Consider the following 14,437-nt stretch of genomic DNA (forward strand, 5'->3'; position numbering starts at 1 on the left):
CGGCCCGAGGGTAGCCACAAGCGCCATTTGGCGCATTCATTCGTCATCCTAGGGCGTAGCAAGGAGCGAAGCGACGCCGCGGAGACCCTAGGATCCATGCCGTGAGTTTTGAGCGGTACGACGGTGGAGAAAGTTCGGTCGGTGTCGTGGAAGGCAAGTTGGCTGAACCGGCGACCGGTGCAAACGATGTTCTGGACCGATGCATTCTTAAGTCACAGTCCCGGCATGGATCCCGGGGTCTGCGCCGCGTCGCTTCGCTCCTTGCTTCGCCCTAGGATGACGAAGGCGTGGTGGCCGCTGTCCTCACCCAATCCCGCCGGTAACCGCATAGGCTCCGGCGGCGCGCCCGTCCTGCAGCCGCACCACTGCCGTGACAATGGAGCCGTACGAGCCGCGCCAGACGCTGTGGAAGCGCCGATGTTCGGCGGCCGGGATGAGCGCGCGGCCGGTTAGGCGCGTGCCATCCCGCTGCATGGTAATTTCCTCTCCGTTGACATGCACCTTGACGCTGGCTTTCTCCGCCTCGGTTGCTTCAACGGGCAGGTCCAGCGTGACAACGATTTCGTCTTGATCGCCCAAAGTGCGCGTTTCGGCGGCCAATGCGATGGCGAGCGTACGTGCCTCGCCGCTGCCGGCCTGGGCAGGGCGGCGCGAAAACACATCGTCGGCCAGTTCCGGCGTGCGTGGCGGGCTTGTGCGGCGCCGGCTCGACCGTTCGTAGTCGCCGGCCATGCGCAGCAGCCTTTCGTCCTCGTAGGCCTTGCCGGCGAAGGTCAGGCCGACCGGCATGCCGATGTCGGCCATCATTCCCATCGGCACGGTGACGGTCGGAATGCCGAAATGGCGCCAGACCAGATTGCCGTTGGCGACCCAGGTGCCGTTGCGCCAGGCAAGTGCGGCGGATGCTTCGTTGGTGTCGGCGTCGGCCGGCCCGACATCGGCGGCGGCGGGCAGCACCACAGCGTCGATGCCTTGCGCGTCCAGCCAGTCCTCGAAATCGATGCGCCTTGTCGCCTCCAGCCCCTTCAGCCCCTCCTCCATCGTCGGGATATCCCTGAAGTGTGTGACGCCGGATTTCGCCCGCTCGACATATTCCGACAGGTCGAAGCCGCCCTCATAACGATCGGGCAGCGTGCCCGGCGGCTGGGGAAAAATCTTCGGGCCGTCGACCGAGGCGAGATCGGGCAAAGCAGGGTCGGCATTGGCGCGCAGAAAGTCGTCCCAACCCCAGACGCAGAGGTCCCAGAGTTCGCGGTCGGCGAAGTCTTGCGGCACCAGCCCACGTTCGACCATGGTGCGGGCGCCGGGGCGGTCACGCTCATAGTTGGAGACGACGGGAAAATCGACTTCCACCACCTCGGCGCCAAGCTGCTTGAGATCGGTCGCCGCCTGCTCCCACAGCGCCAGCACCGAGGCGCGGGTTTCGATGGGGCGGTCGGCCTCGCTGTCGCGGCCAATATACATCCTGGGCACGCCGAGCCGTTTGCCCTTCAGCGATCCGGTGAGCGTCAGGTCGGTATAGCGTTGCGGCCTTGTCTCCGAACTTTTCGGCAACGCAACCCAGGGCTGCGCGCGCCAGAAATCGCCCCGCGTCACGGGATCGTCGGCAACGATGACGTCGAGCAGTTCCAGCATGTCGGGCACGCTGCGCGTATGCGGCACCACGACATCCATGGTCGGCACCAATGGCCAGTTGCCGCGCACGGAAATGACGCCGCGCGAGGGCGTGTAGGCGACCAGCGCGTTGTTGCTGGCCGGCGCGCGGCCCGACGACCAGGTTTCCTCGCCAAGGCCGAAGGCGCAGAATGAGGCAGCCGTCGCCGTGCCCGAACCGTTGGACGAGCCCGAGGCGAAGGCGGCGGTCAGGTAGTCGGCGTTGTATGGGCTTTCGGCGCGGCCATAGACGCCACGCTGCATGCCGCCATTGGCCATGGGCGGCATGTTGGTGAGGCCGATCAGCACCGCGCCGCCGGCCCTGAGCCGGGCGATGGTGAAGGCGTCTTCATTGGCGACGAGGTGCTCGAAGGCCGGCGAGCCGGCGGCCACCGTCAGGCCCTCGACCTTGTAGCTGTCCTTGGCGGTGTAGGGGATGCCGTCGAGCGGCCCGAGCGTGGCGCCATCGCGCCGCCGCCAGTCCGAAGCGGCGGCCTCCTCGAACATCTTCGGATTGAGCACCGGAACGGCGTTGAGGCTGATGCCATGGCGGTCGAAATGCGCGATGCGGCGCAAATAGGCCGCGACCAGTTCGACGCTGGTGACGGCGCCGTCGTCGAGCGCGGTTCGAAGTTGGTCGATCGTCGCTTCGACAAGGTTTAGGCTGGCATCGGTCATCATTGGTCCCAGGCTGTTTTCCGCACGCCATGGATGGAGGCGGCGACTCGCTTCGGCAAGAGCCAATCGCGTTTTGTTGCGAGCCAAGCTGGGGCAAGCCAAGATAGCAAGCCAAGCTGGCTCACCCGCGCACCGGAGCCCCGGCATCACCCTTGGTGCCTCACATGGTCGATGAACGCGCGCAGTTTGGGCAGCATTTGCCGCTTTGCCGGGTAGTACAGGAAAACCCCCGACGAGTTCGCGGCGAAGGGCTTCAGCACCTCCTGCAAACGGCCGTCGGCGATCGCCAGCTTGGCGAGCGGCGCGGGGACCTGGGCAAGTCCGGCCCCCTTTAGCGCCGCCCCAAGCAGCGTTGGATAATCATGGGCGATGAGCGGCCCGGAGACGATGACCTCGACCGGTTTGTTGCCGTCGAGAAAGGGCCAGGGCGCGATCGATCCGTTCGAGCGGCGCATGCGCAGGCACGCATGGGCGCGCAGATCCTCGATCTGTTCGGGCACCTTGCGCTGGCGCAGATAGTCGGGGCTGCCGACGACCGCGAATGGCAGCGGCGGCGTCAAGCGCACGGCGATCATGTCGGAGGCGATAAACTGGCCGGGCCGGATGCCGGCGTCGAAGCCCTCGGCGGCAAGATCGACGAGTTCTCCACCCGCCACGATCTCCAGCTCGATCTCCGGATAGGCCTGGCAGAAGGAGGCGATGAGCGGCTCCAGCAGGACCGGCACGATCGATGGCGGCACCGAAAGGCGCAGCAGTCCGGTCGGGCGTTGGCCAAGATCGCGTGCGACTTCGCTTGCCGCGACCAGTTCCTCGAAGGCTGGCCCGGCGCGCGACAGGAAACGCTCGCCGGCTTCGGTCAGGCCGACGCTGCGCGTGGTGCGGATGAAGAGCGCCGCCCCGATGCGTGCCTCGAGCGTGCGGATCGCCTGGCTCATCGCCGACGGCGTCACCTTAAGCTCCGCCGCCGCCTTTCGGAAATTGCGATGGCGGGCGACGCTCAGGAAGGCCTCGACGCCATCGAGCGCGCCCTGCCTTACTGTGAAGTTCTGCTTCATGGCACATCGACATTATCGCGGATAGTCGCGGCCTGAAAGCGGTCCTATGTCTCCAGCAAGGACGAAACCAGAGGAAACCGCGATGACAGACAATCTCGACGGCGTGCGCGCCCATTACCACGCCAGCGGCCTGACCGAGCGTCTCAAGACGGCGCTGGCGGCTCTCGGACCAGAGGACCAGCGGCTCATGCCGGAGCAACTGGCCGGGCTCGACCAGTTCCACACCCGTGGACTCGCGGCGACCGCCGAACTTGCCGGCCTGACCGGGATTGGGCCGGACACAACGGTTCTGGATGTTGGATCGGGACTTGGCGGGCCGGCCCGCTTCCTGGCCGCGACTTATGGCTGCCGGGTGACCGGCGTCGACCTCAGCGAGCCGTTCGTCGAGGCGGCGGATTACCTGACCGAACGAACGGGACTGGGCGGAAAGGTGACGTTCGAGGCCGCCAGTGCGCTGGCGCTTCCCTTCGACGACGGCCAGTTCGATGTCGTGCTGCTGCAGCACGTGGCGATGAACATCGCCGACCGGGACGGGCTCTACATCGAGATCAGGCGGGTGCTGAAGCCGGGCGGCCGGTTTGCCACCTATGACGTCGTGCTGAACGGCGGCGACCCTCACTACCCCGTTCCCTGGGCGCGCACTCCAGCGGAGAGTTTTCTGCTCACAGCGGCCGAAACGCGGACGCTGATCGAGCAGGCGGGCTTTGAGCCGCTGGTGTGGCAGGACGACACCGCAACGGCCAAGGCCTGGTTCGCCCAGCTGCGGGCGTCCGGGCCGCCCGCTTTGCTCAATCTTGGCGTTGTCATGGGATCGGGTTTCGCGGGCGTTGCCGCCAACCTCGGGCGCAATCTCGGCGAGGACCGGCTGGGCATCCTGACGGCCGTCTTCGAAGCCGTTCCGGGCAAGGCCTGGCAGGAGGCGTGAGATGTCACCGGCAACGATCTTTAATATCCATCTCGCCTTGGGCTACGTGCCATGGTTGCTGTGCTTCGGCTATTATATCTGGCCGAGGCTCAGATCGATGGACCCGATCGAGGCGCAACGCGCCATCGCCACGCTGCACAGCTTCCGTTTCTTCGGGCTGGTCTTCATCCTTCCCGGTGTCGTCGGCACCAATCTGCCCGCCGGTTTCGCGGTCTTCGCCGCCTACGCCGACTTCGCCACCGGATTGCTGGCCATGCTGGCGCTTCTCACGGTGCGGATGCGTTCAGCCTTCCGGCTGTTCGTCGTCGCCTTCAATCTGGTCGGGGCAGTCGACATCGTCGTCGACTATTACCATGGGGTTCTGCTCGGCCTTCCCGATCTGGCCGGAGAACTGGGCGCGGCTTACGCGATTCCGATCATCTATGTTCCCCTGCTGATGATCACGCATGTCGCCGCGTTCTATCTGCTGATGCGTCGGCAGCCGGAGGCGGTTCAGGGCTCCTATCCGTGATAAGGACGGGAGAGCGGCGACCCATATCATTGAAAAAACCGTGCCGAGATCCCAGCATGAGAGGGGAATCATGCCTGACCAGAATGCCCGCGCGGCCATCGGACGGCTGCTGTCCGAGAAAACCGGAGTCGCGGCTATTTCCATGAAAGTAAAGTATCGCGGAGCTGACAGCAACAACCGGCACCGCGCCGACCCTCGAAAGCCTGCAGGACCTTCTGCTCGAAATGGCCGAGGTCCGGGGCATGACGGTCGTGCTCGACGTTTAGAGCAGTTCCAGCAATTGTGGAACGGCTTTCCTTTTACAGCAGTTCAAGGCCGGCGGTCGCCCGTTCAACCTGAGAATGTTGCGCATTTCGCGCCGGTGCAAGCGTGCCGTCGCCATAGATCATGCGGCCGGCGCGGAAGGTGGCGCGCACACGCGGCACGGGCTGGCGGTCAGCCACGACCAGATCGGCCAGCAGCCCGGGCTCGATGGCGCCACGGTCGGTGAGCCCCAGCGCCGCGGCCGGGTTGGCGCTTGTCAGCGCCGCCGCCGCCACGAGGCCACCGTCGCGCGGTTCCGCCAGGCCGAGAATGGCCGGCAGGATCGAGGCCGGGTGGTAATCGCTGGCCAGCATGTCAAGCAGCCCGGCCTCGTAGGCCTCGCGGGCGGAAAGATTGCCCGAGTAGGATTCGCCGCGCAGCGCGTTTGGGGCGCCCATGGCGGTGTGCATGCCAAGCCTGCGGGCTTCCCGCGCCGCTTCCAGGGTCACCGGGAATTCGCTGAGCATGGCGCCGAGGCCGTGGACGAGCTCCACCTTTTCCAGCGTGTCGTCATCATGCGAGGCGAGCACGATGCCACGAGCGCGCGCACGGGCTGAAAGGTCCTGCAGGCCGTTCAGCACATCGCCCTGGCCCTCGCGGCCGGCCATGCGCTTGCCGACGACCTCGGATGCCGCGGCAACCGACATGCCGCGCTCCTTGGCGATGCGGGCGATGTAGAGTTCGACGTCGCGGTACTGTCCCTGTCCGGGCGTGTGATCCATCAGCGAGATCAGGTGCAGCCTGCCTGCGTCCATCAGCTTTTGCAGCATGGGAACCGCCGGGGTGAAGGTCACTTCGAAGCGGGCATGGATGCGGTGATCCACCAGCAGGTCGGCCTTCATTGCGGTCATGGTGTCGATGATCGTGGTCGTATGATCTTCCGAACGCAGCACGCCGCTGGTGACGCTGGCACCGATGAAGGACAGCGCGGCATAGGCGGTGGTGATGCCGCAGGAGGCGAGCTTCTTGTCGAGCTCGGCGATGCCGATCCGCATCGGCACGTGGACGCCGATGCGCGGCTCGACCTCCCGCTCCACCATGTCGCCATGCATGTCGATGAAGCCGGGCAACAGCAGGCGGCCGCCACCGGATATGTCGGCCTGCTCAACGGGTTCGTCGCGAATCTCGGCGATCCTGCCGTTCTCGATCCTGAGGGCGCCGCAGGCGATGACGCGGTCGCGCAGGACAATTTCGAATTCACTCAGCCACATGTCATGTCTCGTGCAAGAATGCTGTTTCAAGGCGGATTTCCCCGTCGACGAGGCCGGCGACATCGTCGGGCGATGGAAGACACCGATCATGGCGACACCAGCAGATCGCGGGGGGCAGGCGAGCCGTCAACCTATCGGATCGTGACAACCACTTTTCCCTTGGCGTGTCCGCTTTCGACATAGTCGAGCGCTTCGGCGATCTTCGCAAATGGATATGTCCGGTCGACGACAACCTTCAGTTTCCCCTGCTCGATGAGTTCGGCAAGCAGGGAGAGATCGCGGCCGCTTGGGTGCATGAAGAAATAGCGATAGCCGACGCCTCTGCGGCGGGCTCGGGCCCGGATGCCGTAGCTGACGAGCCAGAGGACGGCGGAAAGAACCTTGCGGCCGCCCAGATCCCTGATAGCGGTTTGCGGTTCCGGTACGCCGGCCACCGAAACGATCATGGTTCCGGGCTTCATGATATCGAACATCTGCTCCAGCACCTTGCCGCCGATCAGGTCAAGTCCCGCGTCAAATCTGCTTTCCACGCTGGACAGGTCCTGGACCGTATAATCGATCACCTCATCACAGCCGAGGGAGCGCACCAACGCTTCCCCTCTCTTCGAAGCGGTCGTCGTTACATGAGCGCCGAGCCATTTGGCGATCTGAATGGCAAAGGTGCCGACCCCTCCGGCGCCGCCGGAGATGAACAGTTTCTGCCCCGGTTTGACACCGAGCAGGTCTCTCAGCGTCTGCAGGGCGGTCAGCCCGGCCAGCGGGACCGCCGCCGCGTCCGTGAAATCCAGCGTCCGGGGCATATAAGCGGCGTGGTCCTCATCGACGCATGCCTGCTCGGCGAAGGCGCCGGCGCGTTCCTTGGCGACCCGGGCAAACACAGGATCCCCCACGCGGAACCGCCCGACCTGGCTGCCAACGGCAACGACATTGCCCGCGAGTTCGTTGCCAAGCACCAGCGGCAGCCTTGGCCGCAGGATGGCGCGCAGCTTTCCCTGGCGGAACTTGAAATCCACCGGGTTCAGGCCCACGGCCCGGACTTCGACGAGAAGATCGCGCGGCCCCGGCACGGGCGCCGGTACCTCCGTCATCCGCGCGCTTTCCGGGCCGCCATAGCGCTTGAGAACGTATGCGTGCATAAACCTCAGCCTCTCGGCAGGAGCATGCCATGTCCTCGGATCAGCGCAAAGCTGAGCGCCAGATTTGCCGACATTGGCTTTTTGTCGAGTGACGGAGTGGCGACCCATGCGCCGTGCGGATGGCAGGTGTAAGCCCGCCATCCTCTCCAGTCACCGCCGAGGACCCGCCACGATCCGACAAGCGCATTCACGTTCGCGCGGAACCCGGTGTGCGGCTTGCCCACCGCGGCGAGGCGGGCGTGCCCGCCGAAGTGCGTCAAGCCTGGATGTTTTTCTGCTCATGCCGCCGGTTGGATAGGTAGAAAAGAAACCGGCTAATTTCCGAGCGGCTTCGCCGTCTGCGCGGCCTCTTCGATGAGTTCGGCAACCGCACCGGGTTTCGACACGTATATGGCGTGGCTGCCCGGAACCTCGACGACGGTGGAGCCGGCGCGCTTGGACATGGCGCGCTGGGCATCCGGCGGGATCATCTTGTCTTCGGTCGCCACCAGGTACCAGCTCGGCTTCACCTTCCAGGCAGGCGCGCTGACCTTGCCCTCCAGCGCGGCCACGGCCCAGGGAACCTGGGAGTCGGCCATGAAGGAAGCAAGGTCCGGGCGGACATCGGCGGCGAACGACGCGGCGAACTTGCCCCGATCGAGGAACAGGAATCCATCGACCGGCGCCAGGATCGGCGGCACCGGAGCGCCGGGCGGCGGGTTGGCGATCAGGCTCGAGACGGATTCGCCGGCATCCGGCGCGAAAGCGGTGATGTAGACCACGCCCGCCACCTTGGGATCGGTGCCGGCTTCCGAAACGACGACACCGCCATAGGAATGGCCGACGAGGATGACGTTGCCCGATGCCGCTGCAATCGCGCGCTTGGTCACCGAGACATCGTCGGCGAGCGATGTGGTCGGGTTCTGGACGATGGTGACCTCATAGCCATCCTTCTTGAGGATGTCATAGACGCCTTCCCAGCCGGATCCATCGACAAATCCGCCATGGACCAGCACGATGGATTTCACCGGGGCGGCGATTGCGCTCGTTGCCGACATGCCCAAGGCAAGTGCGGTAGCCGAGACGAGTGCGGTTAAAGCAGTCGACATTGAAGTTTCTCCTTTGGAACCTGGTTGCGGCGGCAAGTTCATCGCGAACTCTTCACCGGCCCACGCCAGGGCTGCTTCAGCGTCCGCTGATTGAACGATCCTGCAGTGCAGGGCCGAGCAGATCCTTGGTCAGCCTCTGGCGCGCGCTGGAGAAAGGTGTCTTGAAACGGGCTCTCGCGTATTGAAGCGATGCCGAATAATCTGCGAACAATTTCCTAAGCCGCGCCAGCACCCAGAAAATGTCGAAGCAAGCAACCGCTTTTGGCCCGTTTACGCTGGACCCTTACAAGGGGACGCTGCTGCGCGAGGGAGAGCCCGTGGCGCTGGGCCGCCGGGGCATTCTGCTTTTGGACGCACTGCTCAAGCGGCAGGGCGAGATCCTGACCAAGACCGAGCTGATGGACGCCGGCTGGCAGGGCAGCGTCGTCGAGGAGAGCAATCTTTCGGTGCAGATCGCGCTGTTGCGCAAGGCGCTTGGACCGATGCCGGACGGTGGGGAATGGATCGCGACGGTGCCCCGCATCGGCTATCGCTTTCTCGGGCCAGGCCTCGATGAAGCCAACAAGACGGTCCAGCCGCAGGCGAAGCCGTCGCTTGCCGTTCTTCCGCTCACCAGCCTCAGCACCGACATCGAACAGGAGTATTTCGCCGACGGGCTGGCCGAAGAGATCATAACGATGCTGTCGAAGCTCTCCGGGCTGGTCGTCATCGCCCGCAGCTCGAGCTTTGCGTATAAGGGAAAATCGGTCGACATCCGCACCGTCGCCAGGGATCTGGGCGTCCGCTATGTCCTGGCGGGAAGCGTGCGCAGGAGCGGCAACCGCCTGCGGATCGTCGCGCAGCTGAGCGACGGCGAGACGGGCGCGCACATATGGGCCGAAAGCTACGACCGCGAGCTGGCGGACATGTTCGCGGTCCAGGAGGAAGTGGCCCGCAAGATCGTCGGCGAACTCCACATCGCCTTGAATCCGAAGGAAGCGGCCCAATGGCCTGGAATCACCTCGGCCGGAACCACCGACATAGAGGCGTATGACTGCTTCCTGCGGGGCCGCGCGATGCAACGGGGCGCGACGCAGAATGCCGATGTCTTCAGGCGGACTGCAGAACTGTTTCGCAAGGCGATCGATCACGATCCCGCCTATGCGGCGCCCTACGCCGCGCTCGCAATGACGATGGCGCATGCCTATTACAATCGCTGGGTGAGCGACCCCGGTTGCGCGCTGGCCGAGGCCGGCAGGCTGGTCGATGAAGCCATCGATCGAGACCCGAACGACCCGTTTCCGCATGGCGTGGCCGCCTTGGTTTCGATGTACCGGAAGGATTTCGAACGCTGGGCAGCGGAGGTCGAGATGTCGCTCACGCTCAACCCGAACTTCGCGCCTTCGCTGTCGCTGCGCGGCATGCTCAACATGTATTCGGGAAAGCCCCTGGCGGCGATCGCGGACATGGAGCGGGCAATCCGCCTCGACCCGCTCTATTCGCATCTCTATCTGCACCAACTGGGAGTGGCGCACCTCATCGCCGGCAAATACGAAACCGCGGCCGCCTTGCTGCGCGAGCGCATCTTGCTGGTTCCAAAGACCGATATGAGCCGCGCCTATCTGGCGGCGGTGCTTGGTCTGCTGGACGACGATGAGGGCGCCCGCCAGGTCTGGAGCGAATTGATCGCGATCAATCCGGACTATTCGTTTGCGGAAGGCATTGGCCAGATGCCCTTCAGGGATCCGCAGGATATGGAGAGGATCAAGAGTGGGCTTCAAAGGGCGGGCCTGCCTGTTTAAGGACTAGGTCGGTTTGAAGGCCAGGGCCGGTTTGAAGCCAGGCCGGAGTGCTGCCGGCGTGGCTTGGATGGCGTTCGGCATCTCAGGAGTGTCCCCGCCGTGGGCGCTATGTGGAAGCCGCGCCGTGACCGGCAGGCGTCACGGCTTTCCTGCTTCTTGTGCCACCTTTCTTCTGCGCCGGTTGGTGTGCGACTGGGCGACGGCCATTCTCAACTCGGGTGTGATCTCCAACGGCGCATCCTCCGGTCCATGCGGGTTCTGCAGCTCCTGGACGTGAACGGTCGGGAATGGGAGTTCGATGCCCTGCTCCTTGAAGACTTGGCGAATTCGTACATAGAATTTGCGCTTCATGGCGAAGGCGCCTCCCGGTCTGGTTGTGACCTTGACCCTCAAGACGATGCCGTACTCGCCGAACTCCTGTACGCCCTGCATCTTGATCGGCGAGAGCACCCAGTGTTTGAACTCGGGATCTTCCGCCAGTTCGAGGCCGATCCGCTTGATCAGCCTGCGAGCGAAGTCGATATCGGTGTCGTAACCGACGGTGATGTTGAATTTGTCCGTGACCCAGTCACGGCTCTGGTTCTGGACCGCCCCGAGTTCGCCGAAAGGTATTGTGAACAGCGGGCCACGGTGGTGGCGCAGCTTCACCGAGCGCAGCGAAAAGCTCTCCACCGTTCCGACATAACGTCCGGATGTAATGTATTCGCCGACGCGAAACGCATCATCGAGCAGAAAAAACACGCCCGAAATGATGTCCTTGATGATGGTTTGTGCCCCAAATCCCACAGCGACGCCAACGACGCCGGCGCCGGCGATCAGCGGGCCGATCTGGATACCCACCGACGCGAGCATCATCAGCACCGCCATCACCACGATCACTGCGAGCAGAATGTTCTGGATGATCGGCAAGAGCGTGCGCAGCCGCGCCTGCTGAGGATCGAGGTTCGGGACGTCCTCCTCGCCGATGACCGCGTGCGGCGTTTCGATGCCCAGCTTTCGTTCGATCAAGGCTTTGATGATCGACCAGCCGAAATCGGCGGCAAGTGCAATGACCATGACATTGATCAAGCCGCGCAATATGAGCGTGGTCATCGTATCGCGATCTTGCATGGACTGCATGTCCAGACCCAAGACACGCGCGAGAAAGTAAGCCGCCGCCAGGATCAAGATCATCCGGATTCCGCGATCGATGGCAGCGATCGTCACCGCCGGGATCGTCGGCCGGCCTGCATCTTCCGAACCCGGCCGCAGGACGAAATTGACCCCGCGCTGCGTCAGCATGATTGCCCCGGGCAGGAAGAACGCGGCGAAGGTAAACCAGAAGAATACATCAAGACCGGCGATGCGCTGCAGGAACAGAACGACGAAATAGCAAGTCGCCAACCATGTCGCTGCCGTGTGACCGCTTTGGCGCGCACCGTCTCGCTGTGTTCTTGGCCGACGCCAAACGGCAAGCAGGAAAAGCAGCAGCAGCACGAAATCGGCGCCCGTCGACAGCACCAGCATTCCATCCCGATCGATGCCGAGACCCGGCAAGAGGAAAAACGCGGCGGCGAAGAAGGCGAAGACGCCGACGATCCGGGATAACCAATAAGTCCAATGGTCGGCTGTTTCGTTGGTGATCGGCAAGGCACGAACCTCGACAGCGTTCTCGACGTTCATGAAGGAAGGGACGAGCAAGGCCGTGACGTACATGCGCACACCCCATGTAACGACCGCAGCCATCAGAAATGTCAGGACAATCTCGCGGATGAGCATCGGCCAGTCGAACAACATGAACGCGCCGGCGCTGCCCAGCGCGAAGGAGACGATCAGCATGCTGGAATAAAGCGTGCGGCCGCCAATCTTCTTGGCTCGCCCGGTGGGGGTGTCCTTCGGCTGCGCGATGATCCAAAGACGAAATGGACGGGTGAGTTTGTACGTTGCCCAGGTGAGCGCCAGCCCGGCGGCGATGAACATCGCAATCAGCAAGAGTACGCCGGCGGATCCCTTGCTGGACATATCCTCCATGGTTGCTGCCCGAACGCGGGCGAACTGGCCTGGCAGCGAGGGCAAGGTTCGCACGATTCTTTCGATATGATGCCTGATCCGATCGAGCATCGAGGATGCCATCGTATTCATCTGGCCTGGTGCGGCCACCGCGTCCGACGATGCGCCGGCCGGCGAAGCTCCTGTCTCGGCAGGCGCTTGCGTCGGCCTGGCGTCCTGATTTCGTTGTTCGGCCACCCAGGTCTTCACCGACGGGTCGTCGAGAAGCTCGAACAGCTGTTTGACCTTTTCAGGCGGGACACTCGCCGGCGCCTGCGCCTGCGTCGGACCAGCCAACAAAAGGGCGATTCCAAAGACGAGCGGCCTGGCAATCAGGACAAACATCGCAGTCAGATCTCCGAGACGTCGCGCCGGGCGCGCCAGGGTCCTGGCGGCCAATCGTCGAATCCTGAGTGGCATGGTGCTGTAACCTTCCGGTCAAATCGGCAAGCAGCGACATCTATGTCCGCCGTTGCTCCTACCTTGAAGAAACCGATGTTGTGGTGCAAGCCTCATCGTTCCGAGCCAGACCGTTGCATGACGGTCGATAATGCGGCGGGACAGCGAGCGCGCCACCGGGTGTCTGTGTCGGTCAAGGGTGGTCGTAGTCGACCGCAACCGCGCGCGCGACTTGCCGCCTCGGAGGCTGAGTTAAGCCAAGCTCAGCCCAGCAGATTGCGGGCGGTGCGCATGAAAATCCTCGACCCGATCGGGATCAGGTCGTCGGGAAAATCATAGTCCGGATTGTGCAGGGCAGGGTGCTTCTCCCCGGCGCCGAGGAAGAACATGGCCGACGGGGCGCCGTGGCCGAACAGGCCGAAATCTTCCGAGGCACGCATCGGCAGGGCTTCCTGCCCGTGCGCGACACCTTCTTCGTCGAGGGCGCGCCGCAGGTGTTGCACCGCGTCCGGCGCGTTGACGCTGGCGACGAAGATCTCGTGATAGTCCCAGCAGGCAGCGAGGCGGTGGCGGGCGGCGATCTCCTTGACCAGCGCCTCTGCGGCGGCGCACAGATCCGCCATGCGCTCGTCGCGCCGCGTGCGCAGCGTCGCCCAGACTTCCGCATGGGCAGGCGCGATGCCGAACACGGCTTCGCCCATCTCGGCATGGGTGACGGTGACCATGGCGAAGTCGTCATCGGCGAAGGTCGCGCGGCCGAGCGCGGGTAGCGCCGGCATCAGCTCCGAGATCGCCGGCATCGGCGAGATGCCGGTCTCGGGCATGGAGGAATGCGCGGTCTTGCCCTCCAGGATGATGCGCATGCCGCGCGAGGCGCAGTTGACCACGCCGGGTTTCAGCCGCACCTCGCCGAACGGCACGCCCGGCAGATTGTGCAGCGAGAAGGCGAAATCCGGCGCGATCTCGCCGAAGCGCGGATCGGCGACGACGCCGGCCGCGCCATTGCCGGTCTCCTCCGCCGGCTGGAACATCAGCACGACGCGGCCGCTTGCCGGCCGCTGGCGGCCGAGCTGGCGGCCAAGCGACGCCAGGATCGCGGTGTGGCCGTCATGGCCGCACATATGCGACTTGCCGGGCACCTGCGAGGCATGCGGCACGCCTGACAGTTCCGCGATCGGCAGCGCGTCGAGTTCGGAGCGGAACAGCACCGTCGGTCCCGCCTTGCCGCTGTCGTAGATGGCAGCCACGCCATGTCCGCCGAGGCTGGTCAGCACCTTGTCCGGCGCGGTATCGGCGAGGAAGGCGACGACCTCTTTGGCCGTATTTTCCTCCTCGTTCGAGATTTCCGGCTGCCGGTGCAGCTTGCGCCGCCATTCGGTCAGCTCGACAATGTCCCGGTTGGTGAGGGTCATGCTTCTTGGCCTCCGCTGCGTTCTTCGTGACATGCCGGTCACAAGGCGAGGACAATCGCATAGGGCGCTCCCCCTCTCCGTCCGCTGCGCGGCCACCTCTCCCCACTTTGTGAGGGCGAGGAACCAAGCCTCCCAAAGCCGCGACTTCGGAGATTGGCGTTTCCTCGCCCCCATGTAATGGGGGAGAGGTGGCCGCGCAGCGGACGGAGAGGGGCCGGCGCTGCCGTATGCGATTGCACTGCCCTTTGGCCCGAGAG

10 protein-coding genes are annotated in these 14,437 nt (G+C 64.4%); 3 read left to right on the forward strand and 7 right to left on the reverse strand.

Annotated features, from left to right (window positions below):
- Positions 1-303: 303 nt before the first annotated feature.
- On the reverse strand, positions 304-2,331 hold the full coding sequence (locus FJ934_RS26715) for an amidase (protein ID WP_140613405.1): 2,028 nt from the start codon (positions 2,329-2,331) through the stop codon (positions 304-306).
- A 146-nt stretch (positions 2,332-2,477) separates the two neighbouring features.
- Positions 2,478-3,386, reverse strand: a complete 909-nt coding sequence (locus tag FJ934_RS26720; RefSeq protein WP_140613406.1) for a LysR substrate-binding domain-containing protein — start codon at positions 3,384-3,386, stop codon at positions 2,478-2,480.
- An 82-nt stretch (positions 3,387-3,468) separates the two neighbouring features.
- Here FJ934_RS26720 and FJ934_RS26725 point away from each other — a divergent pair, with 82 nt between their 5' ends.
- Both FJ934_RS26725 and FJ934_RS26730 read left to right on the forward strand, forming a co-directional pair.
- Positions 3,469-4,311: a class I SAM-dependent methyltransferase gene (locus FJ934_RS26725; protein WP_140613407.1), complete on the forward strand. Its 843-nt coding sequence runs from the start codon at positions 3,469-3,471 to the stop codon at positions 4,309-4,311.
- 1 nt (position 4,312) lies between these two features.
- Positions 4,313-4,822, forward strand: coding sequence for a hypothetical protein (locus tag FJ934_RS26730; RefSeq protein ID WP_140613408.1), 510 nt, complete (start codon positions 4,313-4,315; stop codon positions 4,820-4,822).
- A 299-nt stretch (positions 4,823-5,121) separates the two neighbouring features.
- Here FJ934_RS26730 and FJ934_RS26740 read toward each other — a convergent pair whose 3' ends face one another.
- The 3 genes from FJ934_RS26740 to FJ934_RS26750 all read right to left on the reverse strand — a co-directional run bounded on the left by FJ934_RS26740 (position 5,122) and on the right by FJ934_RS26750 (position 8,509).
- A complete protein-coding gene (locus FJ934_RS26740; protein ID WP_140613409.1) occupies positions 5,122-6,336 on the reverse strand; it encodes an alpha-D-ribose 1-methylphosphonate 5-triphosphate diphosphatase in 1,215 nt (404 codons plus the stop codon).
- Between the two features lie 131 nt (positions 6,337-6,467).
- Positions 6,468-7,472, reverse strand: a complete 1,005-nt coding sequence (locus FJ934_RS26745; RefSeq protein ID WP_140613410.1) for an NADP-dependent oxidoreductase — start codon at positions 7,470-7,472, stop codon at positions 6,468-6,470.
- 314 nt (positions 7,473-7,786) lie between these two features.
- Entirely contained in the window at positions 7,787-8,509 is a 723-nt protein-coding gene (locus FJ934_RS26750; RefSeq protein ID WP_140613414.1) for an alpha/beta hydrolase, read from the reverse strand.
- Between the two features lie 290 nt (positions 8,510-8,799).
- Here FJ934_RS26750 and FJ934_RS26755 point away from each other — a divergent pair, with 290 nt between their 5' ends.
- Positions 8,800-10,341: a winged helix-turn-helix domain-containing tetratricopeptide repeat protein gene (locus FJ934_RS26755; protein ID WP_140613411.1), complete on the forward strand. Its 1,542-nt coding sequence runs from the start codon at positions 8,800-8,802 to the stop codon at positions 10,339-10,341.
- Positions 10,342-10,479: 138 nt separating this feature from the next.
- Here the strand turns inward: FJ934_RS26755 and FJ934_RS26760 are convergent, their stop codons facing one another.
- Positions 10,480-12,441, reverse strand: coding sequence for a mechanosensitive ion channel family protein (locus FJ934_RS26760; RefSeq protein ID WP_246671652.1), 1,962 nt, complete (start codon positions 12,439-12,441; stop codon positions 10,480-10,482).
- A 590-nt stretch (positions 12,442-13,031) separates the two neighbouring features.
- Positions 13,032-14,180 carry an amidohydrolase gene (locus tag FJ934_RS26765; RefSeq protein WP_140613413.1) on the reverse strand — a complete coding sequence of 383 codons (1,149 nt, stop codon included), beginning with the start codon at positions 14,178-14,180 and terminating at the stop codon, positions 13,032-13,034.
- Between the last annotated feature and the right edge of the window lie 257 nt (positions 14,181-14,437).

It is taken from the genome of Mesorhizobium sp. B2-4-12 (assembly GCF_006441575.1).
In the GTDB taxonomy this organism is placed as follows: domain Bacteria; phylum Pseudomonadota; class Alphaproteobacteria; order Rhizobiales; family Rhizobiaceae; genus Mesorhizobium.